At 59.2% G+C, this 24,968-nt stretch carries 24 protein-coding genes; 19 read left to right on the top strand and 5 right to left on the bottom strand.

Annotated features, from left to right (window positions below; translation table 11 throughout):
- Entirely contained in the window at positions 1-1,401 is a 1,401-nt protein-coding gene (locus CRP40_RS20940) for an amidohydrolase family protein (protein ID WP_027915657.1), read from the bottom strand.
- Positions 1,402-1,541: 140 nt separating this feature from the next.
- On the opposite strand from CRP40_RS20940, the gene CRP40_RS20935 reads away from it, so the two are divergent.
- Positions 1,542-2,450: a LysR family transcriptional regulator gene (locus tag CRP40_RS20935; RefSeq protein WP_027915658.1), complete on the top strand. Its 909-nt coding sequence runs from the start codon at positions 1,542-1,544 to the stop codon at positions 2,448-2,450.
- A gap of 469 nt (positions 2,451-2,919) precedes the next feature.
- Here CRP40_RS20935 and CRP40_RS20925 read toward each other — a convergent pair whose 3' ends face one another.
- Entirely contained in the window at positions 2,920-3,825 is a 906-nt protein-coding gene (locus CRP40_RS20925; protein ID WP_027915659.1) for a LysR family transcriptional regulator, read from the bottom strand.
- Positions 3,826-3,939: 114 nt separating this feature from the next.
- Between CRP40_RS20925 and CRP40_RS20920 the strand changes: the two genes are divergently transcribed.
- The 16 genes from CRP40_RS20920 to CRP40_RS20845 all read left to right on the top strand — a co-directional run bounded on the left by CRP40_RS20920 (position 3,940) and on the right by CRP40_RS20845 (position 20,412).
- Positions 3,940-5,553 carry an ATP-dependent acyl-CoA ligase gene (locus CRP40_RS20920; protein WP_033695118.1) on the top strand — a complete coding sequence of 538 codons (1,614 nt, stop codon included), beginning with the start codon at positions 3,940-3,942 and terminating at the stop codon, positions 5,551-5,553.
- 90 nt (positions 5,554-5,643) lie between these two features.
- The gene (locus CRP40_RS20915) at positions 5,644-7,008 is read left to right on the top strand and encodes an MFS transporter (protein WP_025754668.1); all 1,365 of its coding nucleotides are present in this window, start codon (positions 5,644-5,646) and stop codon (positions 7,006-7,008) included.
- Positions 7,005-8,186: a thiolase family protein gene (locus tag CRP40_RS20910; protein ID WP_027915661.1), complete on the top strand. Its 1,182-nt coding sequence runs from the start codon at positions 7,005-7,007 to the stop codon at positions 8,184-8,186. Before CRP40_RS20915 ends, CRP40_RS20910 begins: the two co-directional genes overlap by 4 nt.
- Complete coding sequence (locus CRP40_RS20905; RefSeq protein ID WP_027915662.1) at positions 8,174-8,488, top strand: zinc ribbon domain-containing protein; 315 nt, start codon at positions 8,174-8,176, stop codon at positions 8,486-8,488. The genes CRP40_RS20910 and CRP40_RS20905 overlap by 13 nt, the downstream gene beginning before the upstream one ends.
- Positions 8,489-8,619: 131 nt before the next feature.
- Positions 8,620-9,963: an OprD family outer membrane porin gene (locus CRP40_RS20900; RefSeq protein WP_050587353.1), complete on the top strand. Its 1,344-nt coding sequence runs from the start codon at positions 8,620-8,622 to the stop codon at positions 9,961-9,963.
- A 91-nt stretch (positions 9,964-10,054) separates the two neighbouring features.
- Positions 10,055-11,290, top strand: coding sequence for a dienelactone hydrolase family protein (locus CRP40_RS20895; protein WP_025754664.1), 1,236 nt, complete (start codon positions 10,055-10,057; stop codon positions 11,288-11,290).
- Positions 11,287-12,006 (top strand): SDR family NAD(P)-dependent oxidoreductase, encoded by a 720-nt coding sequence (locus tag CRP40_RS20890; protein ID WP_196759860.1) that lies wholly within the window; start codon positions 11,287-11,289, stop codon positions 12,004-12,006. Before CRP40_RS20895 ends, CRP40_RS20890 begins: the two co-directional genes overlap by 4 nt.
- A 348-nt stretch (positions 12,007-12,354) precedes the next feature.
- Complete coding sequence (locus CRP40_RS20885; RefSeq protein ID WP_027915665.1) at positions 12,355-13,815, top strand: 2-hydroxymuconic semialdehyde dehydrogenase; 1,461 nt, start codon at positions 12,355-12,357, stop codon at positions 13,813-13,815.
- A gap of 15 nt (positions 13,816-13,830) precedes the next feature.
- Positions 13,831-14,640, top strand: a complete 810-nt coding sequence (locus CRP40_RS20880; protein WP_027915666.1) for a fumarylacetoacetate hydrolase family protein — start codon at positions 13,831-13,833, stop codon at positions 14,638-14,640.
- A gap of 11 nt (positions 14,641-14,651) precedes the next feature.
- Entirely contained in the window at positions 14,652-15,584 is a 933-nt protein-coding gene (locus CRP40_RS20875; RefSeq protein ID WP_027915667.1) for an acetaldehyde dehydrogenase (acetylating), read from the top strand.
- Entirely contained in the window at positions 15,581-16,609 is a 1,029-nt protein-coding gene (gene mhpE / locus CRP40_RS20870; protein WP_027915668.1) for a 4-hydroxy-2-oxovalerate aldolase, read from the top strand. The genes CRP40_RS20875 and mhpE overlap by 4 nt, the downstream gene beginning before the upstream one ends.
- Positions 16,606-17,400 carry a fumarylacetoacetate hydrolase family protein gene (locus CRP40_RS20865; RefSeq protein WP_027915669.1) on the top strand — a complete coding sequence of 265 codons (795 nt, stop codon included), beginning with the start codon at positions 16,606-16,608 and terminating at the stop codon, positions 17,398-17,400. The genes mhpE and CRP40_RS20865 overlap by 4 nt, the downstream gene beginning before the upstream one ends.
- Complete coding sequence (locus CRP40_RS20860) at positions 17,393-17,818, top strand: RidA family protein (protein WP_025754657.1); 426 nt, start codon at positions 17,393-17,395, stop codon at positions 17,816-17,818. Before CRP40_RS20865 ends, CRP40_RS20860 begins: the two co-directional genes overlap by 8 nt.
- A gap of 20 nt (positions 17,819-17,838) precedes the next feature.
- Entirely contained in the window at positions 17,839-18,411 is a 573-nt protein-coding gene (locus tag CRP40_RS20855; protein WP_027915670.1) for a 3-hydroxyanthranilate 3,4-dioxygenase, read from the top strand.
- On the top strand, positions 18,408-19,394 hold the full coding sequence (locus tag CRP40_RS20850; RefSeq protein ID WP_027915671.1) for an amidohydrolase family protein: 987 nt from the start codon (positions 18,408-18,410) through the stop codon (positions 19,392-19,394). The genes CRP40_RS20855 and CRP40_RS20850 overlap by 4 nt, the downstream gene beginning before the upstream one ends.
- A gap of 61 nt (positions 19,395-19,455) precedes the next feature.
- Positions 19,456-20,412 carry a LysR family transcriptional regulator gene (locus CRP40_RS20845; protein WP_027915672.1) on the top strand — a complete coding sequence of 319 codons (957 nt, stop codon included), beginning with the start codon at positions 19,456-19,458 and terminating at the stop codon, positions 20,410-20,412.
- Positions 20,413-20,520: 108 nt separating this feature from the next.
- On the opposite strand, the gene CRP40_RS20840 is transcribed toward CRP40_RS20845, so the two are convergent.
- Complete coding sequence (locus CRP40_RS20840; RefSeq protein ID WP_025754653.1) at positions 20,521-21,120, bottom strand: cytochrome b; 600 nt, start codon at positions 21,118-21,120, stop codon at positions 20,521-20,523.
- A complete protein-coding gene (locus tag CRP40_RS20835) occupies positions 21,120-22,187 on the bottom strand; it encodes a catalase family peroxidase (protein WP_231100238.1) in 1,068 nt (355 codons plus the stop codon). Before CRP40_RS20835 ends, CRP40_RS20840 begins: the two co-directional genes overlap by 1 nt.
- A gap of 104 nt (positions 22,188-22,291) precedes the next feature.
- On the opposite strand from CRP40_RS20835, the gene CRP40_RS20830 reads away from it, so the two are divergent.
- Positions 22,292-22,687, top strand: coding sequence for a helix-turn-helix domain-containing protein (locus CRP40_RS20830; protein ID WP_231100239.1), 396 nt, complete (start codon positions 22,292-22,294; stop codon positions 22,685-22,687).
- 105 nt (positions 22,688-22,792) lie between these two features.
- Here CRP40_RS20830 and CRP40_RS20825 read toward each other — a convergent pair whose 3' ends face one another.
- Entirely contained in the window at positions 22,793-23,587 is a 795-nt protein-coding gene (locus CRP40_RS20825) for a helix-turn-helix transcriptional regulator (protein WP_027915674.1), read from the bottom strand.
- A gap of 88 nt (positions 23,588-23,675) precedes the next feature.
- On the opposite strand from CRP40_RS20825, the gene CRP40_RS20820 reads away from it, so the two are divergent.
- Positions 23,676-24,884 (top strand): MFS transporter, encoded by a 1,209-nt coding sequence (locus CRP40_RS20820; RefSeq protein ID WP_027915675.1) that lies wholly within the window; start codon positions 23,676-23,678, stop codon positions 24,882-24,884.
- Positions 24,885-24,968 lie beyond the last annotated feature (84 nt).

Below are 24,968 nucleotides of genomic sequence, written 5' to 3'. Positions count from 1 at the left end.
TTACTTGGCTGACTCAAGCGGCAAGAATGCCTCGGCAAACATATCCGGCTGATAGCCAGCAGCAGCAAACAGATGTTCACGGGACTCGTCGATCGCCGCGCGCAGCTTTTCGCTATTCACACCCAGAACCTTGCCGCCCTGCTTGACGATACGCCCGCCGATCATGACAGTGTCGACATTGCTGCGCTCTGCCGCATGTACCACGGTGCCGAAGGCATTACCTGACGGATAAAGGTTGATGTCCTGCGCATTGATAAGGATCATGTCAGCCTGTTTGCCGGGAACCAGGCTGCCGATTTTGTCATGCAAGCCAGCGCAGGTGGCGCCGTCGACAGTCGCGGCTTTGAGCAGAACATGGGCGGGCAGGGTCACCACCGGATGATGGTCTTCGCTGCAGCAGCGCTGCTGATGCATGCCCAGGACGCGCTGCAGATAAAACGCTACCCGCATCTCCATGAACATGTCGCCGCTGTAGGACGTTTCGTTATCAACGCTCAGCCCAGGGCTGATGCCATGACGCTGAGCCGCCTGCATGGCGAACATTCCATCTTCAATGCCGTAGTGGGCATCTGAACGCGGGCATACGTTGACCCGCACGCCAGCCTCGCGAAGGATCTTCCACCCGGCGTCCGGCAGCGCGGTGCAGTGGTTGAAGATGTTGTCAGAGCGCAGCAGCCCCTCGCGATGCAAGCCTTCCAATTCAGCTGCCATGTCCCCACCAAAAAACTCGGTGATGATCGGTAATCCCAGGCGCCTGGCCTCAGCCCACAGCTCAGGTTCCAGCTGCGCCATCACTGCCAGTGAGAGCAGCGGGTTGTCACCGTTCTTGATGTATTTGTCCTGCAGACGCTCGAGGTTGCCCGGCCAGTGGGCTTTGTCCCACTCACCCGCCACCGGCGCTCCCGAAGCATGTACGGCGCGTATGCCTGCATCGAGCAGCGCCTCTACTGCGGCATCGGAGTGCGCACCGGTGCGGCTGTTATGCGAGTTGTCGACAAGGGTCGTGATACCAGCATCGATACAGCCCAATGCACTCAGCAGATTGCCGATATACATGTCCGCCGGACGGTAATATTTGGCGAACGAAAAGTGGGTGGCGTTGCAGTAATCCTCCAGGGTTGCGGCGTTCGGATTAATTCGCCGTAGTTGCCCCTCCCAGGAGTGACGGTGGGTATCGACCATGCCCGGCATGGCGATCATGCCGGATGCCTCAATCACAACAGCGTCGCCGGCTTCGAGATTTTCATCGATGGCCGAGATGGTGCTGCCTTCTATGAGGATATCGCCACGCGCCAGATTGCCGATGTCGCCGTCCATGCTCAGCACAGTTGCGCCGCGGATAAGTGTGCGTCCGGCCGGAGCGGCTGGAGCCTGCACTATGCTGCGGTTGTATTCACCCATTTCAGTACCCCTCTTCGAATTTCGTTGGAAGCAATGTACGCAATGCGATACTGCGGGAAAAAGATGGTAGAACTGTTTTTATTATTCAATTTATGCGAATAATAATGCCTCCTTTCATTGCTCCAAGGCTGTTACCCGTCATGGACCGTATTCAAGCAATGCAGGTTTTCGTCCGTGTGGCTGAGGCAGGAAGCTTTAGCCAGGCGGCGCAGACGCTCTCTCTACCGGCCTCAACGGTGACCAGCAGCGTTAAAAACCTTGAGAAGTACCTGCAGGTGCGCCTGCTGAACAGAACAACGCGGCGGGTTAGCCTGACGCCTGAAGGCGCCCAATATCTGGGGCAATGCAGGGAAATATTGGGACTGATCGAACGCACGGAGACCAGCCTGACGGATTCCGTGAAACGGCCGCAGGGACGTTTGCGCGTCGATATGCCGGGCGGCATTGCCCACTTCATCGTCATTCCAAACCTGCAAGACTTTTACCGGCGCTACCCGGATATTTACCTGATGATAGGCGTCAACGATCGGCAGGTTGACCTGCTTCAGGAGGGAGTCGACTGCGTCATTCGTACAGGCGAGCTTGATGACTCAACGCTCGTTGCGCGACCACTAGGCCGTTTTCGCTGGGTGACCTGTGCATCTGCTGCCTATCTCGAAGAGAACGGTACTCCGCAGACTCCGCGAGATTTGTCTCGTCACCGGGCCATCCATTACTTCTCGGGCCGTGCAAGGCAAGCAGGTGAGATGCGCTTCGCCCGGGGCGACGAGAAAATCTCAGTACCGGTCAAGGGCACAGCAGCCGTCAACGAGACTGGGCTCTACATCAAAATGTGCCTTGAAGGCTTTGGGCTCGTGCAACTCGCCGAGAATGTTGTTTCCGAACATCTACGATGGGGGCGGCTGGTCGAAGTGCTTGCTGACTGGCAGCCTGACCGGGTTCCTGTACACTTGTTATATCCACATCAGCGCTTTCTATCACCAGCTGTGCAGGCGTTCGCTGACTGGATCGCTGGGCTAGTTCACGACGGCGGTTCGCATGCTGGCTGATAAGGAGATGAAAGCTTCTCCGGACTAAAATGCCAATCACTATTGGCGTTTATGGGATGGTTGAATGGTGCGCCTGGCTTGGCCCAGCAGTAGTGGACCATGGCTGCAATTAAAAAAACGACGCATTCCGCTGCTCCTGAAAATGAGCCGTGTCGTCAGCTTCATTTGCACGCAAACCGATGAACGTCAGGCCGAGCATTATGCTGGCGCCCGAGCCGAAGCGCAGGGAGGAGGCCCTCAACATGGCGTAGCCTGGCGCGTAAATGATCCTAATGAGGAGTTAGGTAATTTTGCCCGTCCATTTCGGCTCGGAAGCGGCTCAGTCTATGACCGGGCCATGCGGGCGCGTATACCCTTGCCGTGCTGCGCACACTGCGCGTAGCGCAGCCCGGCCAGCAATACCCGCCGACGTATGCTGCTAGCCCCTTTATGACTTGGCCTCCGTGACTACCCCTGATCTGCAATAGCCTTATCTGCGCAAGGTTTCAAATAGAAATGCCCTGAACCATTGATTGCCGGCATCAGCGTCGTAGGCACCATGCCAATGAACGGTAGACTCGACCCCCGGCATCTCCACTGGCAGCGGGTAAATCACGAAATCATTCGAATGATTCAGCGCATGTGCGACGCCTTCAGGTAGGGTGACCATCCACCCTGTATGCCTGAGTATCTGCGGCACAACTGTAAAGTGGGGTACCCTCAAAGCGATGTGTCGATTCAGGCCACGTGAGGCCAGAGTGTCCTCGATGGCTAAGTGGCTGCTGTCAGTGGAGGTGACACTGACATGGGAGAGGGCAAGAAAATCCTCCACGCTGATTTTCCCGGCCGGAAGTCCGTCACGCTTGCGAGTCATGCAGGCGTATTGCTCTCGGAACAGGGATTGGTACCGGGTGGTTGTTTTCAGTGTGGGCAGGTTACCAATTGCGAAGTCCAGTTGCCCCATACGCATCCGCTCGACCACCATGGCGACGGGTACCAGCTCTGATGAGAGCCTAATGGCCGGCGCAAGCGTTTGAAGCCGTTCACAAAGCGACGGCAGGAACACCTGTTCGCCGATGTCTGACATACACAAACGGAACTCCCGGTCGCTAGTACCAGGATCGAAGGGTTCGGTTTCATTCAGAGCATCGCGTATTGCCGTGAGTGCCCGTCCGATCGGTAGGGCGATCCGCTCGGCGGTCTGGGTCGGCATCATGCCTTCCGGCGTGCGTACGAATAGCGCATCATCAAAAAGCTTGCGAAGTCGACCCAAGGCGTAACTTACAGCAGGTTGTGTAATCGCCAGGCGTCCAGCCGCGAGTGTCAAGCTGCGTTCCTCCATTATGGCCTGAAAAACCCTAAGCAGATTTAGATCGACATCATTCAAGTTGCGCATTCGTATAAATACCGTTTATCAATTGTATAATTGCCATGAATTTGACTTATAGGGTACAGGTTCATAGACTTCGGAACAACAGCGAGGCGATACAACAATCTGAGGCTTTGAGTGATGGACACAGGTTTTTGCAAACAACAAGCAGTTGGCGGGGCATTAACACTTCCGGTGCTGCTGTTGAAACGTATTGAACGCAGCCCTGAAACGGCGCTTTTTTCCGACCGAAGCTGCACTTGGACTGCTGCGCAACTTGTCGACGTGATAGGACGGCGTGCCACAACACTCGCGGAATATGGGATAAAGCGTGGAGATCGGGTTGGATTGATGTGCGCCAACCGCGCCGAGTTCCTTGAAGTGCTGTTGGCATGTGGTTGGCTGGGCGCGGTTGCGGTGCCTATTAATACCGCCTGTCGGGGCATGCAGTTGAATCATGTGCTGGCTAATAGTGGGGCGCGCTTATTGGTCAGTGAAGAGGTCAATCTGGATGTGCTCGCGGCACTTGATTACTCTGCGCTTGCTGTCGAAGCCCTGTGGGTCCTTTCGCCGCAAGGCGATGTCAACGCGGTTTGGCAGGAGCGGTTGAGGGTGCGGTCGATGCCCCCTCGCAGTGCGTCCATGGCCCCACCTGCAGTGCTCGAGGATGGCGACCCGCTGGTTATCCTTTACACCTCCGGGACTTCCGGGTTGTCCAAGGGCGTGATCTGCCCGCACGCCCAATTCTTTTGGTGGGGGCTGAATACCGGTGGCGACCTACAGGTGCGCCCCGGGGATGTGCTGTATACATGCCTGCCGTTGTTCCATACCAATGCATTGAACGCCTTTTTCCAGGCCTTGCTGCACGACGCACAGCTGGTGGTAGACAAACGTTTTTCCGCTAGCGGCTTCTACCAGGCGCTTGCGGAAACCGGGGCCACAGTGACGTATCTGCTGGGAGCCATGGTGCCTATCCTTCTCAGCCGTCCGCACAATGAGCTCGAGCGCGCGCATAACGTGCGTGTCGCGCTAGCCCCAGGCGTCCCTGAACAGTTCCACGCCCCGTTTATTCAACGCACAGGCATAGGCCTCATCGATGGTTATGGGGCTACCGAAACCAATGCCGTGATTGGAGGGACTCTGGAGAATCAGCGGCCTGGTTTTATGGGCCGATTGGCCAAAGGCTTCAGTGCCCGGGTGGTAGACAGCCAGGATCAGCCGGTAGCGGATGGCGAACCAGGAGAGCTTGTATTGCGCGCTGAGCAGCCCTTCGCTTTCGCCTGCGGCTACTTTGGTATGCCGGAAAAGACTGTCGAAGCCTGGCGCAACCTGTGGTATCACACCGGCGACCGGGTTGTGCGCGATAGCGACGGCTATTTCCGCTTTGTTGACCGCTTGAAGGACACAATCCGTCGCCGTGGAGAGAACATCTCGTCTTTTGAGGTGGAGCAGGTTCTGTCGAGCCACCCCGCGGTGGAGCTCGTGGCGGTATATGCGGTGAAATCCGAACTGGCGGAAGATGAAGTCATGGCATCTATCGTCATCAAGGAGGGGACTACGCTCGATCCATTGGAGCTGACGCAATATTGTGAGTCACGGTTGGCGTATTTCGCCGTGCCGCGTTACTTAGATTTTGTTATCGAGTTGCCGAAAACCGAAAACGGCAAAGTTCAGAAATATAAATTGAGAGAACTCGGCGTTACCGCCAGTACATGGGACCTAGAGTGCTCCGGCTACAGGCTTAAACGCGCCTAATCATTTAGCTTTGACTGCCGTGCAATAACAAAAGATGCAACAACAATAAAAATAGCGTTCATAAATATTCAGTCATTGACGGAGACGGCCATGACGGGCACGCATTCGCTTGAACTATCAGATAACCAGTCGGAGCACAGTCATGTTTCCGCTGCAGTTGATAACCGAGTACCGATCGACAGTAAGACCTTTCGCAAGATCGTCTTGGCTTCTGTCACTGGCACGGCGTTGGAGTGGTACGACTTCTTTCTCTACAGCACAGCGGCGGCGCTCATATTCGGGGAATTGTTTTTCCCCAAGGGCACCGATCCACTGGTGGGTACGATCGCGGCACTGGCCGGGTTTGCATTGGGTTTTCTCGCGCGGCCTTTCGGTGGGGTGATATTCGGCCATATCGGGGACAAGTACGGTCGCAAAAAAGCCTTGGTATGGACGCTCTCTATCATGGGCGGGGCAACTTTCTTGATCGGATTGTTGCCCACCTACGCTCAAGCGGGCATGTGGGCGCCCGCGTTGCTACTGCTGTTACGTATCTTGCAGGGCATCGCAGCAGGAGGCGAGTGGGGCGGTGGCGTGCTGATGATCAGCGAGTCGGCGCCACCTGAGCGCCGCGGCTTCTACGCTTCGATTAGTCAGATCGGAGTGGGCGGTGGGTTTGTCTTGTCCGCAGCGGTGTTCTATCTAGTCCAGTTGTTGCCGGAGCGGGATTTCCATAGCTGGGGTTGGCGCATTCCGTTCCTTATCTCGATCGTCATATTCGTCCTGGGCGTCTACATTCGCCGGACATTGCCAGAGAGTCAGGATTTCCAGCGAGCTGAGGCAACGGGCAAGACGGCGCATATGCCCGTGCTGGATGTGTTGCGCAGATATCCGCGGGAAGTGCTGATGGCCATGGGGTTGCGAGTGGCTGAAAACGGCGGCTCCTACATCATGCTGGCGTTCGCTCTTGTCTACGGCAAGTTTCTTGGCGTGCCCAATAGTGTGATGCTGGCGGGAGTCACGTTCTCCACGTGCGTGGAGTTGGTGGCCATGCTGTTCTGGGGGCGTTTGTCGGACCGCATAGGTCGCAAGCCGGTATATATGGTGGGTGCCTTAGGGATGGTGCTAATGGCATTCCCATTCTTCTGGTTACTCGAGACCCGAGAGCCTGCCTGGATCTGGCTCGCCTTCCTCATTGGCAATGCCATCTGCCACGGGGCCATGATCGGTACGCAGCCTAGTCTTATGGGCGAACTGTTCAGCACTGAGGTCCGCTATTCCGGAATGGCTCTCGGGCACGAAGTCGCCTCGGTATTCTCCGGTGGCCTGACGCCGATGATCGCTACCGCCTTGCTGGCGCATTACCAGGCTAGTTGGCCAGTTTCTCTGATGATGATGGCGCTGGGGCTGATCACAGTCATCTCTCTTTGTTTCACCAAGGAGACCCGCGTGCGGGCCAAAGGAGGGCGGTCATGAACCGGTCAGCAAGCAATGACGCCGTGGCGCTGATCGCCGGGGCCCTGGAAGTACCTTACAACCGGCGCGGCACGGGTGAGTCGACGTCGCAACTGCTCGGCAGGGCGGTGCAGCAATTGCTGCGCCAGGCAGGCGTGGCAGCGCATGAGGTCGACGGCCTGGGCGTGGCATCCTTCACCCACCGGCCGGACAACGCCATCGATCTGGCGTGGCGCCTCGGGCTGACCCTGACCTGGTGCATGGATGACCGCAATGGCGGGGCTAGCGCGATCAATATGCTGCAGCATGCCGTGCGTGCCATCCAGCACGGTGATGCCAACGTGATCGTACTGGTGGCCGGTGATACGTTCACCCCGGAGGATTTCAAGACTCTGGTCGACCATTACAACCGGACCACCGAGGAGTACCTCAAGCCGCTTCAGCACGGCGGGCCCAATGGGGTGTTCGCGATGCTCACCCAGCGTCATGCGCAACGCACCGGCCTTGGCCGCGAAGACTATGCAGAGCTGTGCATTGCCCAGCGAGCCTGGGCGCAGCGCAACCCGCTGGCGGTCTACCGCGAGCCGCTGACCATCGAGCAGTACCTTGAGGCGCCCATGGTGGCCGACCCGCTGTGCCGGTTTGACTGCGTACCGGTAGTCAATGGCGCCAACGCCATCCTGCTGACCCGCGCCGACCTCGCCCGCAACACGGTCAACGTGGCGGTGCGTGCAGTAAAGGCGCTGCACAACGATGACCACCAGGCTGGCGATGGCCTGCAGACGCCGCTGGCAAAGATTGCCGACACGCTGTGGGACCGCGCCAATACCGGGCCTGATGCCATGGACCTGGCGTGCGTGTATGACGACTATCCGGTCATGGCCCTGATCCAGCTCGCCGACCTGGGCTTCGTCCCCGACGACGATTACCGGCGAGCGCTGCGGCGGATAGGCCGTTTCGAACTGCCGGTGAATACCTCGGGCGGGCAGCTCTCGGCCGGCCAGGCGGGCGCGGCGGGGGGTATGCATGGGTTGGTCGAAGCTATTACCCAGCTGCTTGGCGACGCCGGTCAACGCCAGGTCAGCAATGCGCGCCTGGCGGTGGTGACCGGCTATGGCATGGTCCAGTATCGCTACGGCATGTGCGCCAACGCGGTGGTGCTCGAACGGTGGCAAGGGGGTGTGGCATGGCGTTCATGATCCAGCAATGTGTCGGTTGCGGCCAGGCCAGTTTCCCGCCGCGTTACAGCTGCCCGCGCTGCGGTGAGGCGCAGTGGCAGGAAGTCTCTGCCGGGGCCGCCCGGATTGCTCAGGCTACCGTGGTGCGCGCGCGGATCGGGATCGCTACCGCAGAGCTCCTGCACCTGGCTAGTGTCGAGCTGAGCGATGGGCCAGTGGTAATTGCCCAGACTGCAGAGCCTTTGCCTCCAGGCACCTTGGTAGAGCTCGCCATAGATGAATATCGGCGAATCGTAGCCCACCCGGCCGACCGCGACTTGTAATCAACAACTGTTCGAGCCGACCTCGATCGCCGAAGCGTGCGTCGTCGGCCGACCCCCAGCTAGTCATTCCCTGACCATGCATGGCCTCAAGGCCTTGCGCGTGGTGCACGTGAGTACCCAGGAGTGTGGTTATGCCTGCAGTGATCGATTACCGACTAGTGTCTGGCTTAGGGCTGGCGCTGGCTTGCCAACAGGCCTTGGCAGATGAACTATGGGCCGATGCTTCAACATATTTTCAGCAGGGAAGCTTGTCCGGTTTAACCCGGAACTTTTATCTCAACCGCGACTTCCGCAACGGTGGTGCCAACCGCCGATCAGGCACCGTTAACGGTTATCGCGCGGAGTGGGCCCAAGGCTTAACTCTGGACTACATCTCCCCGTTCACGACTGGTGTTGTCGGCTTGGGATTCGACGCGCATCTGTATGCGGGATTGAAGCTTGACAGTGGTCGTGGCAAGACCGGCACCAACCTGCTTCACGTCAACAACGACGGTGATGTGGCGAATGAGTACAGCGTGGGCGGCGGTGCGCTCAAGCTCAAGTACCGTGAAATGGTGCTCAAATACGGCTCCATGGAATTGCGCACCTCTCCGGTGTTACTCACCGATGGTGGCTCCGGGCGCCTGTTGCCGCAAACTGTGACAGCATGGCAGCTCATCAGTCGCGATCTGCAGCCGCTAACCTTCGATGCCGCCCACATCACCGCCGGCAAGGCGCCTTCGGAGAACCGCAACGACAGCACGCTACGTTCCCTGTATGGCGCTACGGAGACGGATACGGTCGATTATCTCAGCCTGAATTATGAGCAGGGCGCAGTCAAAGGCTACCTCAGCACTCAACGTGCCGAAGATCTTTGGCGCCAGGATTACCTGGGGTTTCGCTACTTGCCTGCCCTCGTCGAGGGGCTGACCCCAACCTTGAATTTCAGCATGTACCGAACGGTCGACATCGGTGCCGCCCATGGCGGGCCCATCGACAACTTAACCTGGTCCTTTGCTCCGGGCGTCAAGTTCGGTGCCCATTCCCTCATGCTTGCATACCAGAAGGTGCAGGGCGACACGCCCTTCGATTATATGGCGTTCCGAGACGGGCAAACCACCGTGGCACAGCTGGCTAACAATGTGCAGCTCAGTGACTTCAACGCGCCCAACGATCGGTCCTGGCAGGTTCGTTACGACTATGACTTCAGTGCGCGTGGCGTGCCTGGCCTGAGGTTCATGATTCGCTACATGCAGGGACAGGGTGGCAAAGGCTCCGATATCGAACCGTACAGTTCCTACTATCCCCTCGGCTTTCGAGATGGGGGGCGCCACTGGGAACGCAATATCGAGATGCAATATGTCGTGCAAGACGGGCCGGCGAAAAACCTCAGCTTGAGAGCGCGGTACGGCGTGCACCGCGGTAATTCGGCTGAGCCACGCGGTGACATGGATGAGATTCGCCTGATCACCGAATTCCCTTTCAAGCTGCTGTAGATGGCGCCGTTGGCAATGCTTCATCAAAGCTGCTTCGCCAAGAATTCATGTAGAGCAATGTCTGTCCGCTTACCGTAGAAGGAGTAATGAGATGAGCAAATACATCGATATTCAGGCACGAGACCAGGCTGGAAGTTTCAAGGGATATCTGGCGCTGCCGCCTGAAGGCAAGGGGCCAGGCATCGTGTTGGGCCAAGAAATATTTGGCGTGAACGCCAACATGCGCGAGGTGGCGCAGATGTATGCCGAGGAAGGTTATGTGGTTCTGGTGCCCGACTTGTTCTGGCGTCTACAGCCGGGTATCGACCTGGGCTATACCCCCGCAGATTTCGATAAGGCTTTGAGCCTCTACACCGCACTGGACCTGGACAAGGCCGTAGACGACATCGCCGCCGCCTTCGACACGCTGCGGGATCTGGCCGAGGTCACCGAGCCCGCCCTGGGCTTCGTGGGCTATTGCCTGGGAGGCAAACTGGCCTACCTCACCGCCACCCGTACTGATGTCGCGGTTGCGGTGGGCTACTACGGCATGGGTATTGAGCAATACCTGGATGAAGCCGATGGCCTGAGCGGTGGGCTGGTGCTGCATCACGGCGAACTGGACGGGCTGTGTGACGCCACGACCCGTGCGCGTATCGCCGAGGTGCTGCGTGGCCGCCCAGGCGTAGAGCTGTATACCTACGAGGGTGCTGACCATGCCTTTGCCCGCCTGGGCAGCGATCACTTTCACAAACCCTCGGCCCTCATGGCTCATGGGCGCACCATTGGCGCATTGAAGAAGTACATCGGGCCGGCCTACAACCTTTCAGACCTGTGGGACGAGCACATCCACCATGAGTTCGTTACCCGAGACGTGCCGGCCACCCTGAAGACCATGGTCGCCGAGCCTTACGTGAACCATATTCCGACGCTGACCGGCGGGGTGGGCAGCAAGCAACTCGGACGCTTCTATCAGCATCACTTTGTCCACGCCAACCCCGAGGACACCAAGATGATTCCGGTTTCTCGCACGGTCGGCGCCTACCAGGTCGTCGATGAATTCATCATGTCTTTCACCCACACCTGCGAAATGGACTACATGCTGCCTGGGATAGCACCTACCGGCAAATACGTGGAAGTACCCATGGTGGCGGTGGTCAACTTCCGCGGCAACAAGCTATACCACGAGCATATCTACTGGGACCAGGCCTCTGTGCTGGTACAGATCGGCCTGCTCGATCCAGAAGGGCTACCGGTGGCGGGCATCGAAACGGCCAAGAAATTGCTCGATGAATCGCTGCCTTCGAACACGCTGATGGCCCGCTGGGCCAAAAGTGAGCACCTGTGAGCGCCATCACGACTGTGGGCAAGGAGGTCCTGATCACCGGCGCCAACGGAGGGTTGGGCCTTGCCTTGATCGAAGCGTTTTTGGCTGCGGGGGCAAGTCGTGTCTACGCCGCTTGCCGTAACCCTGAGCGTCTGCTGTTCGATCATCCGCTGGTGGAGGCGGTGGATCTGGACGTCACCGACCAGCAGCAAGTCGCGCAGGTGGCGAGCAGGGTACGGGTCGATATCCTGGTGAACAATGCTGGCCTCAATAGGCAGCAGCGGTTGCTGGGCACCGAGGACTCCGAAGCCGCTGCCCAGGAAATGGCCGTCAACTACTTCGCCACGCTCGCGATGATGCGTGCCTTTGCGCCGACGCTTGTCGAGCGCACTGGCGCTATCGTCAACGTGCTCTCGATTCTGGCGCGGGTGGCGTTGCCAGCCATGGGGTCGTTGTGTGCGTCCAAGGCGGCCGCGTTGCGCCTGACCGAGGCCGCTCGGGCCGAGCTGGCCGGCCAGGTGCAGGTGATGGCGGTGCTCCCCGGTGCGATCGATACCGCGATGAGCCGTGACGTTGCGGGTGCCAAGGCCAGTCCTCGGGACGTGGCCGATGCGATCGTAGCGGGGTTGGCCAGCGGTGCCACGGAGGTCTATCCCGACCCCATGGCACTGGACGTTGCGCACAAGCTCGCCGCCAACCGGGCAAGTACGCAGGCCTACTTCGCCCGGCACCTTTAAAAGGGCCGCATCGGGAGTGCTGCTCAAGTGTGCAGCACCACCGCAAGCGATGCTGCACGCTCGGGCTGACTGCAACGCGCTGGCCTACTGGCTGAGATGAAAAGTCGCGGCGGCTTGAGCATTACCTGCAGGCTTACAAGCAAAACCCGAAGTTGTTTGGGTGGCGCAATTAAGTTGCGGGCATCGTTAACATGAAAGTTGCAGTGAATTACTAAAGCGCACTCACATCCATAGCTTTGCCTGAAATTCATGTATTCCGAGTTCTGATACCCGAAGACGATATTTCTATTATTAATTTATATATGACGTCCCTAAACTCATTGAAAACATCCTGCTCAGGAGGGCGCTGTGTCCAAACATTTGCTACGTCACTATATCGCTGGGACTTTCGTCGAGAGCAGCCGCAGGTTCGACAACATCTCTCCTGTCAATGGGAGCCTATTGGGCCAGGTATGTGAGGCTGGTGAAGATGAAGTGAATGCTGCAGTCGAAGCGGCGGCAGGCGCTCAATTGGGGCCGTGGGCTGGATTCAGTACTGCCCAGCGGGCTGATCTGCTAGAGCGGATCGCCGATGGCATCGAGCGTCGATTTGAAGACTTCGTGGATGCCGAAGTCGCTGATACTGGTCGGCCCGTGCATCAGGCGCGCAGCCTGGATGTTGCACGGGGCGTGCAGAACTTCCGTACCTTCGCTGATTTAGTGCGACACGGCGGTAGCGAGCTTTTTGAAATGCGCACCGGCGATGGTACGGATGTGTTCAGTTATACCGTGCGTAAGCCGCATGGCGTGGTGGCCATCATCTCGCCGTGGAACCTACCGCTGTTGCTGCTTACCTGGAAAGTCGCGCCAGCGTTGGCCTGTGGTAATTCTGTGGTTGTCAAACCGTCGGAAGATACGCCTTCCAGTGCCACCCTGTTGGCCGAGGTCATGCACGAGGCCGGTGTGCCCGCCGGTGTATTCAATCTTGTGCATGGCTTTGGCCCTGATTCTGCCGGTGAGTTTCTCACTCGCCACCCTGGCGTCAATGCCATCACCTTTACCGGTGAGTCGCGCACCGGCTCGACCATCATGCGCGCTGCTGCCGAGGGCGTACGTGAGGTGTCTTTCGAACTGGGTGGCAAGAATGCCGCAGTCGTTTTTGCCGATTGCGATTTTGATGCGGCAGTTGCCGGTGTGCTGCGTTCCAGTTTCACCAATTCTGGCCAGGTCTGCCTATGCACGGAGCGGGTCTACGTCGAGCGGTCGATCTACGAGCGCTTTGTCGCGGCGCTCAAAGCAGGCGCCGAGAAGCTGAAGATCGGCTATCCCGACGAAGACGGCGTGAACATGGGGTCGCTGATTTCCCATAAACACCGCGACAAGGTGTTGGGCTACTTCCAGTTGGCTGTGACAGAGGGCGCGACAGTGGTCAGTGGCGGCGGTGTGCCGACATTTGGCGACGAGCGCGACCAGGGCGCTTTTATCCAGCCGACTATCTGGACCGGCCTTACCGATGACGCTCGCTGCATTCGCGAAGAAGTGTTCGGTCCGGTCTGTCATATCGCGCCCTTCGATAGCGACGAGGAAGTGCTGCAACGCGTTAATGATTCGGCCTACGGCCTGGCTGCTTCTCTGTGGACTCGCGATCTGAAGCGGGCCCACCGTCTCTCTAGACGTATCCATGTCGGCATGGTGTGGGTCAATACCTGGTTCCTGCGCGATCTGCGTACGCCTTTTGGTGGCGCACGCTTGTCTGGGCTTGGCCGCGAAGGAGGGCGCCACTCGCTGGATTTCTATTCCGAGCTCACCACCATTTGTGTCAATCCGTAAGGACAGGAGAACTCCATGCATCCAGCAATCGCTGAAGCAGCAGCGTGTTTGCGCCAGGCTCGTGAACAGGGCAGGCCCTGTGCGCCAGTACGCGAACTCATCGAGCGTGCGGCTGTCGAGCAAGATGAATCCGCGCTTAAGCAGGCTTACGCCGTGCAACAGTACAACAACGCCGCCGACATTGCCGCAGGCTGGAACCCGGTAGGTCACAAGATCGGTTTGACCTCAAGTGTTGTCCAGCGCCAGTTGGGGGTTGACCAACCGGACTTTGGTCGGCTGTTTGCCCAGATGGCCCGAGGTGACGGCCAGTCTATCAGCTGGAGTGAATGCCAGCAGCCCAAGGTAGAAGCAGAGATCGCCCTGGTTCTGGAGCGCGATCTGTGCAATGAGCGCCAGACCCTGGCCGACATTATCCGTGCCACTGCTTTCGCCCTGCCGGCCATCGAAATCGTCGGCAGTCGAATCGCCAACTGGGACATCAGTTTGCTCGACACAGTCGCAGACAATGCTTCGTCCGGGCTGTTTGTCCTGGGCAGTCAGCCGGTATCCCTGGGGCAATTGGACCTGGTCAATTGTGGCATGCGCCTGAGTCTACGCGGCGAACCGGTATCGGTCGGAGCCGGTGCAGCCTGCCTGGAAAACCCACTGAATGCGGCGGTGTGGCTGGCCAATACCATGGTCCGTCTCGGCGAGCCATTGCGTGCCGGTGACGTGGTGTTGACCGGTGCCTTGGGACCTATGGTGCCGGTGAGCCCGGGAGATGTGTTTACCGCTGAGATCCAGGGCTTGGGCCGCGTCACTGCGTCCTTTGCTCAAGCCGAGTAAGGGGGCCCTAAATGAGCCAGAAACGCAAAGTAGCCATCATCGGTTCCGGCAACATCGGCACCGACCTGATGATCAAGATCCTGCGCAACGCCAAGCACCTAGAGATGGCAGCGATGGTCGGCATCGACCCGGCCTCCGACGGCCTGGCCCGCGCCGCCCGCCTGGGCGTGACCACCACCCACGAAGGCGTGCAGGGCCTGACCCGCCTGCCGGTGTTCAGGGACATCGATTTCGTCTTCGACGCCACCAGCGCTGGTGCCCATGTGAAGAACGACGCCTTCCTGCGCCAGCACAAGGCCGACCTGCGCATCATCGACCTGACCCCAGCGGCCATCGGCCCGTACTGCGTGCCGGTGGTAAACCTCGAGCAGCACCTGCAGGCGACCAACGTCAACATGGTCACCTGCGGTGGCCAGGCGACCATCCCAATGGTCGCGGCGGTATCGCGGGTGGCCAAGGTGCACTACGCCGAGATCGTTGCCTCGATTGCCAGCAAGTCCGCCGGCCCCGGCACCCGCGCCAATATCGACGAATTCACCGAGACCACCAGCAAGGCCATCGAAGTGATAGGCGGCGCGACCAAGGGCAAGGCGATCATCATCATGAACCCCGCGGAACCGCCGCTGATGATGCGCGACACGGTGTACGTGCTGAGCGAGACCGCCGACCAACAGTACATCGCGGGGAGCATCGAGGAAATGGCTCGCGCAGTGCAGGTCTACGTGCCGGGCTACCGCCTCAAACAGCAGGTGCAGTTCGAACCCGTGTGCGGCCTGAGGTTGCCTGGGCAGGGCACCTTCACCGGTCTCAAGACGTCGGTGTTCCTTGAAGTGGAAGGCGCCGCCCATTACCTGCCGGCTTACGCCGGCAATCTCGACATTATGACCTCCGCCGCGCTGGCCACCGCCGAGCGCATGGCACAAGCAATGGGGGCGTCGGCATGAACGGCAAGAAGCTCTATATCAGTGACGTAACCCTGCGCGACGGCATGCACGCCATCCGTCACCAGTATTCGCTGGATGACGTGCGTGCCATCGCCACGGCGCTGGATCGCGCCAAGGTCGACTCCATCGAAGTCGCCCATGGCGATGGCCTACAGGGTTCCAGCTTCAACTACGGTTTCGGTGCCCACACCGACCTCGAATGGATCGAAGCAGCGGCCGACGCGGTCAACCACGCCAAGATCGCCACGCTGCTGCTGCCAGGGATTGGCACCCTCCATGACCTGAAGAGCGCCTATGACGCCGGTGCTCGCATTGTTCGCGTGGCCACCCACTGCACCGAGGCAGATGTTTCGCGCCAGCACATCGAATATGCCCGTGAACTGGGCATGGACACCGTTGGCTTCCTGATGATGAGCCATATGCACACGCCTGAAGGGCTCGCGCAGCAGGCCAAATTAATGGAGGGCTACGGCGCCACTTGCATCTATGTGGTGGATTCGGGCGGGGCGATGAACATGGACGACATCCGTGCGCGCTTCCGTGCGGTCAAGGCTGTGCTCGACCCAGCGACGTCGACCGGTATCCATGCCCACCACAACCTCAGTCTGGGCGTGGCCAACTCCATCGCCGCCGTGGAGGAGGGCTGCGACCGCATCGACGCCAGCCTCGCCGGCATGGGCGCCGGCGCCGGCAACGCCCCGCTGGAAGTGTTCATCGCCGCTGCCGACAAGCTTGGCTGGCAGCACGGTACCGACGTGTACGCGCTGATGGATGCCGCCGACGACCTGGTGCGCCCGCTACAGGACCGCCCGGTACGGGTGGACCGTGAAACGCTGGCCCTGGGTTACGCCGGGGTCTATTCGAGCTTCCTGCGCCACGCCGAAGTGGCCGCTGCACGGTATGGCATCAAGGCCGTGGACATCCTCGTCGAGCTGGGCAAGCGGCGGATGGTCGGTGGCCAGGAAGACATGATCGTTGACGTCGCACTCGACCTATTGAAGCCATCGCTGGAGAAGCGTGCATGAATACCGATATTGCTCGTATCGCCGAAGCCCTTGACCGAGCGGCGCGAAGCGCCGAACCACTGGCACAGTTCAGTGGCAGCACCGCCTTTTCCCTGGATGACGCCTACCGGATCCAGCGCGCCTCCATGCAGCGTCGTTATGCCGATGGTGAGCACAGCATCGGCATCAAGCTGGGCTTCACCAGCCGCGCGAAGATGGTGCAAATGGGGGTGGATAGCCTGATCTGGGGGTGGCTCAGCAACACCATGGTGGAAGAGGACGGCGGCCTGATCGACTTGGCGCGCTACATTCATCCGCGAGTCGAGCCGGAGGTTTGCTTTCTAACGCGCCGTGCGATTGATCGCCCGCTGACCCTGCTGGAAGTAGGCAATTATGTCGAGGCCGTGGCGCCGGCGCTGGAGATCATCGATTCACGCTACCAGGCGTTCAAGTTCAGCCTGGAGGATGTGGTGGCGGACAACTGCTCCTCGGCCGGCCTCACCATTGGAGCTTGGTCGCGCAACTTCTCTGGGCTGGACAACGCCGGCGTAGTGATGCGCCTGGATGGGCGTGTGGCTCAGGCCGGCTCCACGGCTGCAATCCTCGGCAATCCGCTGCGCAGTCTAGTGCAGGCCTCACGCCTGCTGCACGGCGCCGAACTCGAATTGCCCGCGGGTAGCCTCGTGATGGCAGGCGCCGCCTGCGCTGCGGTGGCGTTGTACCCAGGCGTGCATGTCAGTGTCGATGTCCATGGCGTTGGGCAGAGCAGCTTCAGCGTCCGCGGTGACCACGGAGGCGTCAGCTATGAGTGACCTCAACGCCACTGTCGTTGCTGGCAAGGCCACACCGCGTGGGCGCTTTCCGCATATCAAGCGTGCGGGTGACTTCCTGTTCGTCTCCGGTACCAGCTCACGGCGCCCGGACAACAGTTTTGTCGGCGTCGAGGTGGATGCCATGGGCACCACCCAGCTAGACATTCGGGCGCAGACTCGCGCAGTGATTGAGAACATGCGCGACATCCTCGCCTCTGCAGGTGCAAGCCTTGCAGACGTGGTGGAGATCAGCAGCTTCCTCGTCGATATGAACGACTTCGGCGGATACAACGACGTATACGCCGAATACTTTGACGAAAGCGGCCCGACCCGCACCACCGTAGCCGTACACCAATTGCCGCACCCCCATCTACGTATCGAGATCAAGGCCATAGCGTACGCGCCGCGTCGTCGCTGAACCGTTGGGAGAAAACAACCATGGACAAGCATCACTTCAGCGCCCCTTTCAACTTCAACCGCTGGATAGACGAGCACGCGCACCTGCTCAAGCCGCCGGTTAACAATCAGCAGATATGGCAGGACAGCGATTACATGGTTACCGTGGTGGGTGGGCCTAATCAGCGCACCGACTTCCATGACGATCCGGTGGAGGAGTTTTTCTACCAGTTCAAGGGCAATGCCTACTTGAACGTCTGGGACCGAGGTCGCTACGAGCGCGTCGACCTCAAGGAAGGCGACATCTACCTGATGGCCCCCCACGTTATCCATTCGCCGCAGCGTCCTGAGCCCGGCAGTCTGTGTCTGGTGGTGGAGCATCGCCGCCCGGAAGGGCAGTCCGACGCCTTGCAGTGGTCCTGTGCGCACTGCGGCACCGTGGTCCGGCGCTATGAGTTGAGGCTCAAGAGCATCGTTGCCGATCTTCCACCGGTATACGACCAATTCTATACCACCACCGATGAAGAGCGTCGTTGCCCTGGTTGCGGCGAAATCCACCCAGGCCGCGATTGGCAGACCTGGCACAACACGCTGCGTGAGGTCCACGACTTATGAAAATCGATATCCATTCGCACTTTCTTCCCCGCATTACTCAAGCCGAGGCCGCCCGCCTGAGTCCTCAGCGTGGCCCTTGGCTGCATACCGAGGGGCGTCAGGGGCAGATCATGCTGGGAGATAAGCCGTTCCGTCCGGTACATGATGTGCTGTGGGATCCGCAGCGCCGCATCGAACACCTGGATGAGCAGGGCTTGGACGTGCAAGTGATGTGCGCAACGCCGGTGATGTTCGCCTACGACCAACCTATCGCGCAGGCGCTGCCGTGGGCACAGATGATGAATGATCGAGCCCTGGAGATGACGGCCCAGGTACCCGATCGCCTCAAGGTACTGGCCCAGGTACCCCTGCAAGATATCGAGGCGGCCTGCCTTGAGGCCAGCCGGGCCAAGGCCTGTGGCCATGTCGGGGTGCAAATCGGCAATCACGTGGGCAACCACGATCTGGACGAAGCGGGCCTGATCACCTTCCTGCACCACTGTGCGGTGGAAAATATCCCGTTGCTGGTGCACCCGTGGGACATGATGGGCGGCGAGCGCATGAAGAAATGGATGTTGCCTTGGCTTGTCGCGATGCCGGCGGAAACACAGCTGGGTATCCTGTCGCTGATCCTGTCTGGCGCTTTCGAACACTTGCCGGCGTCCCTGCGCATCTGTTTCGCCCATGGCGGCGGCGGCTTCGCCTTCCTCCTGGGACGGGTAGATAACGCCTGGCGCCATAGAGATATTGTCCGAGAGGATTGCCCGGAACTGCCGTCAAGCTATGTCAAACGTTTCTTCGTCGACTCGGCGGTCTTCGACCCTCGTGCACTGCGTTTGCTGGTGGACGTGATGGGGGCAGACCGCGTCATGCTGGGCTCCGACTCTCCCTTCCCGCTAGGCGAACAGGCCATTGGTGCTGGTGTACTGGAGCATCCGCAGTTGAGCGAGCAGGACAAGTCGCGTATCTGCGCCGAGAACGCCCGGGGATTCTTCGGCATTTGATTGGCCATCGCGAACGAGCGGCAACCTGATCGGAAAAAAGTCGTGGTTGCCGAGGAGCGTCATGAAATCAAGCGTACTTACGGTTTCGCGCAAGCTGAAGTTCTACCAACTGGTGGTATTCGACCAGGTCGTGCAGAGCGGCTCACTAGTGCGTGCAGCTCAGATATTGAACATGACTCAACCTGCCGTCACCAAGGTTATCCATGAGATAGAGTCGTACTTCTCCGCGCCGTTGCTGGTACGTAGCAATCGCGGCGTGCGCCTGACGGAGCTGGGCGAGGTAGTGCTGCGCAGAGCCCGTGCAATGCTGGCAGAGCTTAGGGCGCTAACTGATGAAGTGCAGGCTCATCACGAGGGGGGGGCAGGCCATGTGGTTGTAGGCACGCTAATTTCAGCTTCGGCATCGTTGTTGCCGCTCGCGCTACGGCTGCTCAAGGAGCGCGCCCCGCAGGTGCTGGTGTCGGTGCGGATCGGGCAATTCGATCAACTCTTCCCCGCCTTGATAGTGGGTGAGGTGGACCTGGTGATCGGGAGGATCCCTGACGACTGGCGGGGGCGGGAGGAGAGCCGGACGTTGGGCGTTGACTCGCTTTACGTGGAGTCTTTGTCGATCGTTGCCGGAAGCCGACACCCGCTACACGATCAGGCCGTGTCGAGCTTGGCCGATTTGCAGGCCTATCCGTGGATTTTGCCGCCACCCGGCTCGTCACTACGTCGTACCGTCAATGGGCTTTTTGCCGAGGCTGATTTACCGCTGCCAGCCAATGTAATCGAGTCGCTGTCGGTGCTTACCAACGTAGCGTTGATGCAGGACCAGAAGACTGTGGGTTTGCTGCCGATGGAGACGGCTAGGCAATTGTCTGGTCAGGGCGGGATTCGAAGCTTCACCTTCGGCACGCCCTTACGTTTCGGCGGGATCGGCTGTTTTTATCCCCATAACCGTGACCCCGGGCCTGCCGCCAAGCTTTTTAGGGAATGCACCCGACTTGCCTGCGAGCGGCATGTCATCAGCGACTGACAGTCGCCCCCCGGTAGAACCAGTGATGGTTATTCCGCCAAAAGGCGAGAGCGGCCAGTCAGGGCTGACCGCTATCGGTTCAACGCCAGCGCGGGATATTCAAACGCATCAAGACGTGGGCCGCGAGCCGGATCCAGCTTTAGCTCGTTCGTCGCTGGCGCCTCGGGCCATGCTGGAGAAAACACCGTCTCTTAGTACCCAGGCATGCATCAATGCGGCGCCCAGATGTCCCAGGATGATCGCGAACAGCAGCCACGCCAGAGCGCCATGTGCCAGCCGAAGCCATGCGTAGAGCACCGGGTTTTCCGGAACCAGCGCAGGCAAGCTCCAGTCGCCCAGAAGGATGACGGGCCAGTTGCCTGCCGAACGCACCGCCCAGCCGAGCACTGGCAACCCCACCATCAATAGGTAGAGCAAGCCGTGCAACAGGTGGGCGGCTACGGCTTGCCAGCGGGGAATACTTGCGGGCAGTGCCGGCACAGGCCGGCAGAAGCGATTGGCCAGGCGCACCAGTGCGAGGCAAAGGATGGCGATGCCCAACGGCTGATGCACGTCGATCAACACGGGACGGAGGGCTAATGAGCTCATCATGGCTACCCCGATGAACAGCATGGCCATGATGGCGATCGCCATTGCCCAGTGCAGTAGCCTGGCGGTTAGGTTGAAGTGCCGGGGACTGCGCGTACGGGTAGTTGGTACGTCTTGCATCACTTGTGCTCCTGCTGGCCAATGGCGTCGGTTGCCCTGCCGAACGCGATTTCGCGCAGACGTGCATTGTAAGAGTGCGAGTAAATACCCGCGCGCGCTGCTAGCACAGGATCGTTCGAAAGCGCGATACCGGATGGCACCAAGGTGGGGTCGAAGTTGATATCGCGACAGCCCCCTTCGCGCTGATCGCGAACGCTGGTCACTTCCAGCGTGCCGGCGACCACTTGCTGTCGCTCGTCGGGCCAGGGTTGTGACGGATCATCGACCGGATCTCCCGCCTGCGCCAATTGCAGTACCAGATCCCAGCGAACGGGCGCTTGTGCCACCCGCTTCTTGATATCGTCGAACAGGAAATCACGGCTGGATCGCGCCCGCTCTTCCGGGGAGAGGCCATGGAAGGGAGCGTGGGGCCGCATGAACCAGCGCACGGGCTGGCGTGTGCCATCTGCCGCAAGCAGGATAAATGCGTTGATGACGTTGTACTGGGCCTGCGCAAAGCTGCTCGGCCAAGGCGCAGTCGCCTTGTACTCCACCGCCTTGCGAGCCTCTGGGTACTTTTCGAAGAACGCCCCGACTCGCGCGGGGTCAGGCTGTCCGGTGGTCGGGTCAGGCTCGAATGCGTGCCTTTGTGCCAGGAACCCCTCGGCATCACGCGTAGGGAAGTAGGGGGCATTGTTCAGCTTCATCCGCCATTGAGATCTGTCGTCTGCACTCAACAACAAGGCCATGCTCACCGTGGCGGTAGAGGCGTCCGGCGCATGGGGGTCGGCGGATCCGATCGAGAAACGTCCGATTGCCGGGACTTCATCCTGGGCGAACACTCGAGCGGTCGAGAGCGACGCCGCTGCATTGCTGCTGCGAAAAACTCCTGCGAAACAGATGCCCTTACCATGCGCTCGACGATAGCCCGGTTCGAAGTGCTGCAGCGAGTCACCGAGAAACGTTCGAGTGGTGGTTCGGCCCCCGACCAGCCCGGCGGCCCAGGCGAATGACAGTGCCAGTGCGCCGACGATGGCTGCGATGACCAGCACGGGCATCCAGCGTTTATTGAATGTGGGACGTTGCAAAGCGCTCACCCTGACCTTGACCGATGATTGGCACGCACTATAAGTTTGCTACCCCACCCTAAGGAAGTACGCACCTTTTGGTTAGTACAATGACTGACTCTCGCTTGGACACCGTCAACCCCCAAGACTCATCCGCGCTTGACGAGCACACGCTGACCGCCAAGCTCAGGCGCGGCGACCTATTCACGGGCAAATGCAAGGCCAGGGAAGTGCTGTCTCACGTCACGAGTCTGTGGGGAATGCTATGCCTGATTGCGCTAATTGACGGCACGCTGCGTTACAGTGAGCTGCGTCGCAAAGTGAACGGCGTCAGCGAAAAGATGTTGTCGCAGACCCTTCAGCGGCTGGAAGGCGATGGTTTCGTGCGCCGGACCTCATATCCCATTGTCCCTCCGTGGGTCGAATATGATCTGACCCCTTTTGGTCAGGAAGCCGCCGCGCATGTTGCGGCACTTGGCGACTGGTTGGAGATGAATCTCCATAAAGTCCCTAAAGCCTAGCGGGGTCATGACGACTCATAGCTTCCATTGCCGGATTTGTACAACGGCCACTGTGTAAAAACTAGTTTTTGATAGCTTCGGCCCCTCGGATTCGCGAGCGGAGTGTTAGCGCAAAGAAGAGAAGTACTGGGTAGGTGACTTACCTACGGCTTTCTTGAACATCGTAATGAAGGCATTAACGGAGTCATATCCAAGAATGCCCGCCACACGTTGCACGGATACCCCCTCTGCCAAATGGCTGAGTGCGATCATCAAATGCAGCTGCTGGCGCCACCGCCCGAAGCTGAGCCCGGTCTTGCTTTCAACTAGCCTAGCCAGCGTTCGTTCACTAGTCGCAAGCCGAGTGGCCCATTCGCGCAGGGTGGTGCGGTCGCCGGGAGTAGCAAAGAGCGTATCCGCGATGTGTTTGATCTTCGGATGGTCTGATATTGGCAAGTGCAGCTCTTTCACCGACGCATCGGAAAGCTGCTCGAGTAGCACTGCAACCAACCGCGCGGCCTTGCCCTCTGAAAGACAAGAGCGGTCCTGCTCAACAAGGTGCAGGATCAACTCCCGGACAAGCGGCGTAATAGCAAGTGTACAGCACCCATCAGGCATGACAGCTGCGCTGGGCTCGACGAACAGAAAGCAGGTACTGGCATTCGCGGTTACACGACAACAGTGTGGCGTGCCGCCGGGGATCCATACCGCGTGCTGGGGTGGCACCAGCCAGATTGCGTTCTGCACCTCACAGCTCACCGCCCCCCGCAAAGACAAGATCAGTTGGCCTTTACGATGATCATGTGTGCCGGTGCCGGAATGATTAGGTTCCGGCACAACCTTGAGTGCAATCGCCGCCTGGAAAAAAAGGTCTGAATCGAAATCTTCTGGTGAGGAAACGACATTTTTTGAGAATGGCATGATTTAGGTATCATATGGCTTGATATCTATATTCTATAACTCTCAAGCTCTCTACAGTTGCCTTTTTTTTAGAGGACAGCTAGAGAATATGTCAGATACAAAAAACAAGTGGCAGGCCACCATGCTCGTCGCGGGCATCCTGCTTATTGCCATTAATCTGCGCGCTCCCTTCACGGGCATCGCGCCCATTCTGCCGCTAATCCAGAAGGATTTTGGCTTGAGTGCATCAGCACTGGGCCTGCTCACTTCACTGCCACTCCTTGCTTTTGCGGGGTTCTCCCCGCTCAGCGCTGCGGTCGCACGAAGGTCCGGTACTGAGCGCACCCTTTTCGGTGCTCTGTTGGTGATTTCAGTGGGCATCCTACTCCGCTCCGCAGGTAGCGCGTGGGCGTTATACGCTGGTTCGATACTGATAGGCACCGGAATCGCCCTTGGCAATGTGTTGCTTCCCAGCCTGATTAAACGCGACTTCTCATCGAAAATGGCGTCTATGATCGGCGCTTACTCCATCACGATGGGCGCAGCAGGTGCTGTTACGTCAGCCGCTATCGTTCCTCTGACCCAATCATGGGGATGGTCGATAGCCCTGAGTTTGGTGGTGGCAGCCCCGCTGTTGGCGATGTTGGTGTGGCTACCGCAGTTGAAAGTTAAAGAACACCTGAGCCTGCCCAGCCCGAACCAAGCGGCATCTGTGGCGGTATGGCGTTCGCCGCTTGCCTGGCAAGTCACCCTGTTCATGGGGCTCAACGCGTTGCCTTTTTATGTCACAGTGAGCTGGCTTCCTACTATTCTGATGAACCATGGGATATCCCCCGAACAAGCAGGAACAATACACGGCACGCTTCAACTGACTACAGCGATTCCCGGCTTGATCCTGGCGGCCACGCTTCGCCGTCTCACAGACCAAAGACTGGCGGCCGCTACCGTCAGTCTGCTAACAGCCTTATCACTTATCGGACTTATTTATGCGCCAGGCCACGCTATGTGGTGGGCCGCATTCCTAGGCTTTGGTTCTGGCGCCAGCATGATGCTCGGCCTGACGTTCATCGGTTTGCGCACAAAGAACTCCGTTGACGCGGCTGCACTTTCAGGAATGGCGCAATGTGTAGGCTATTTGATGGCAGCAGCAGGCCCGATATTGCTGGGGCAACTGCACGACTCAACCGGTGGTTGGACGGCACCGCTGCTGACCACCGCCGCCATCTCTATCGCAGGTGCATTCACCGGCATTTTGGCAGGACGCAACGTCCAACTCGAACCCTCTTCTCGCTGCGCAGAATTTACTGGTTCTGAGTAAGGGGAGGCAGTGCTTGCCAGATCGGCTTGCGGCTGAGTTAACGTCCCGAAGCCCGCTGCCATCCGATCGACAGCATTGGTAGCT

Source organism: Pseudomonas sp. URMO17WK12:I9, assembly GCF_900230165.1.
GTDB lineage: Bacteria > Pseudomonadota > Gammaproteobacteria > Pseudomonadales > Pseudomonadaceae > Aquipseudomonas > Aquipseudomonas fulva.
The sequence above is the reverse complement of the archived record's forward strand: the minus strand, read 5'-3'. Positions and strand labels throughout refer to the sequence as shown.

What these genes read in the sequence shown, in the direction of transcription:
- CRP40_RS20940 (WP_027915657.1), bottom strand. Translation starts at nt 1,401, where the DNA reads ATGGGTGAATACAACCGCAGCATAGTGCAGGCTCCAGCCGCTCCGGCC.
- CRP40_RS20935 (WP_027915658.1), top strand. Translation starts at nt 1,542, where the DNA reads ATGGACCGTATTCAAGCAATGCAGGTTTTCGTCCGTGTGGCTGAGGCA.
- CRP40_RS20925 (WP_027915659.1), bottom strand. Translation starts at nt 3,825, where the DNA reads ATGCGCAACTTGAATGATGTCGATCTAAATCTGCTTAGGGTTTTTCAG.
- CRP40_RS20920 (WP_033695118.1), top strand. Translation starts at nt 3,940, where the DNA reads ATGGACACAGGTTTTTGCAAACAACAAGCAGTTGGCGGGGCATTAACA.
- CRP40_RS20915 (WP_025754668.1), top strand. Translation starts at nt 5,644, where the DNA reads ATGACGGGCACGCATTCGCTTGAACTATCAGATAACCAGTCGGAGCAC.
- CRP40_RS20910 (WP_027915661.1), top strand. Translation starts at nt 7,005, where the DNA reads ATGAACCGGTCAGCAAGCAATGACGCCGTGGCGCTGATCGCCGGGGCC.
- CRP40_RS20905 (WP_027915662.1), top strand. Translation starts at nt 8,174, where the DNA reads ATGGCGTTCATGATCCAGCAATGTGTCGGTTGCGGCCAGGCCAGTTTC.
- CRP40_RS20900 (WP_050587353.1), top strand. Translation starts at nt 8,620, where the DNA reads ATGCCTGCAGTGATCGATTACCGACTAGTGTCTGGCTTAGGGCTGGCG.
- CRP40_RS20895 (WP_025754664.1), top strand. Translation starts at nt 10,055, where the DNA reads ATGAGCAAATACATCGATATTCAGGCACGAGACCAGGCTGGAAGTTTC.
- CRP40_RS20880 (WP_027915666.1), top strand. Translation starts at nt 13,831, where the DNA reads ATGCATCCAGCAATCGCTGAAGCAGCAGCGTGTTTGCGCCAGGCTCGT.
- CRP40_RS20875 (WP_027915667.1), top strand. Translation starts at nt 14,652, where the DNA reads ATGAGCCAGAAACGCAAAGTAGCCATCATCGGTTCCGGCAACATCGGC.
- mhpE (WP_027915668.1), top strand. Translation starts at nt 15,581, where the DNA reads ATGAACGGCAAGAAGCTCTATATCAGTGACGTAACCCTGCGCGACGGC.
- CRP40_RS20865 (WP_027915669.1), top strand. Translation starts at nt 16,606, where the DNA reads ATGAATACCGATATTGCTCGTATCGCCGAAGCCCTTGACCGAGCGGCG.
- CRP40_RS20860 (WP_025754657.1), top strand. Translation starts at nt 17,393, where the DNA reads ATGAGTGACCTCAACGCCACTGTCGTTGCTGGCAAGGCCACACCGCGT.
- CRP40_RS20855 (WP_027915670.1), top strand. Translation starts at nt 17,839, where the DNA reads ATGGACAAGCATCACTTCAGCGCCCCTTTCAACTTCAACCGCTGGATA.
- CRP40_RS20850 (WP_027915671.1), top strand. Translation starts at nt 18,408, where the DNA reads ATGAAAATCGATATCCATTCGCACTTTCTTCCCCGCATTACTCAAGCC.
- CRP40_RS20845 (WP_027915672.1), top strand. Translation starts at nt 19,456, where the DNA reads ATGAAATCAAGCGTACTTACGGTTTCGCGCAAGCTGAAGTTCTACCAA.
- CRP40_RS20840 (WP_025754653.1), bottom strand. Translation starts at nt 21,120, where the DNA reads ATGCAAGACGTACCAACTACCCGTACGCGCAGTCCCCGGCACTTCAAC.
- CRP40_RS20825 (WP_027915674.1), bottom strand. Translation starts at nt 23,587, where the DNA reads ATGCCATTCTCAAAAAATGTCGTTTCCTCACCAGAAGATTTCGATTCA.
- CRP40_RS20820 (WP_027915675.1), top strand. Translation starts at nt 23,676, where the DNA reads ATGTCAGATACAAAAAACAAGTGGCAGGCCACCATGCTCGTCGCGGGC.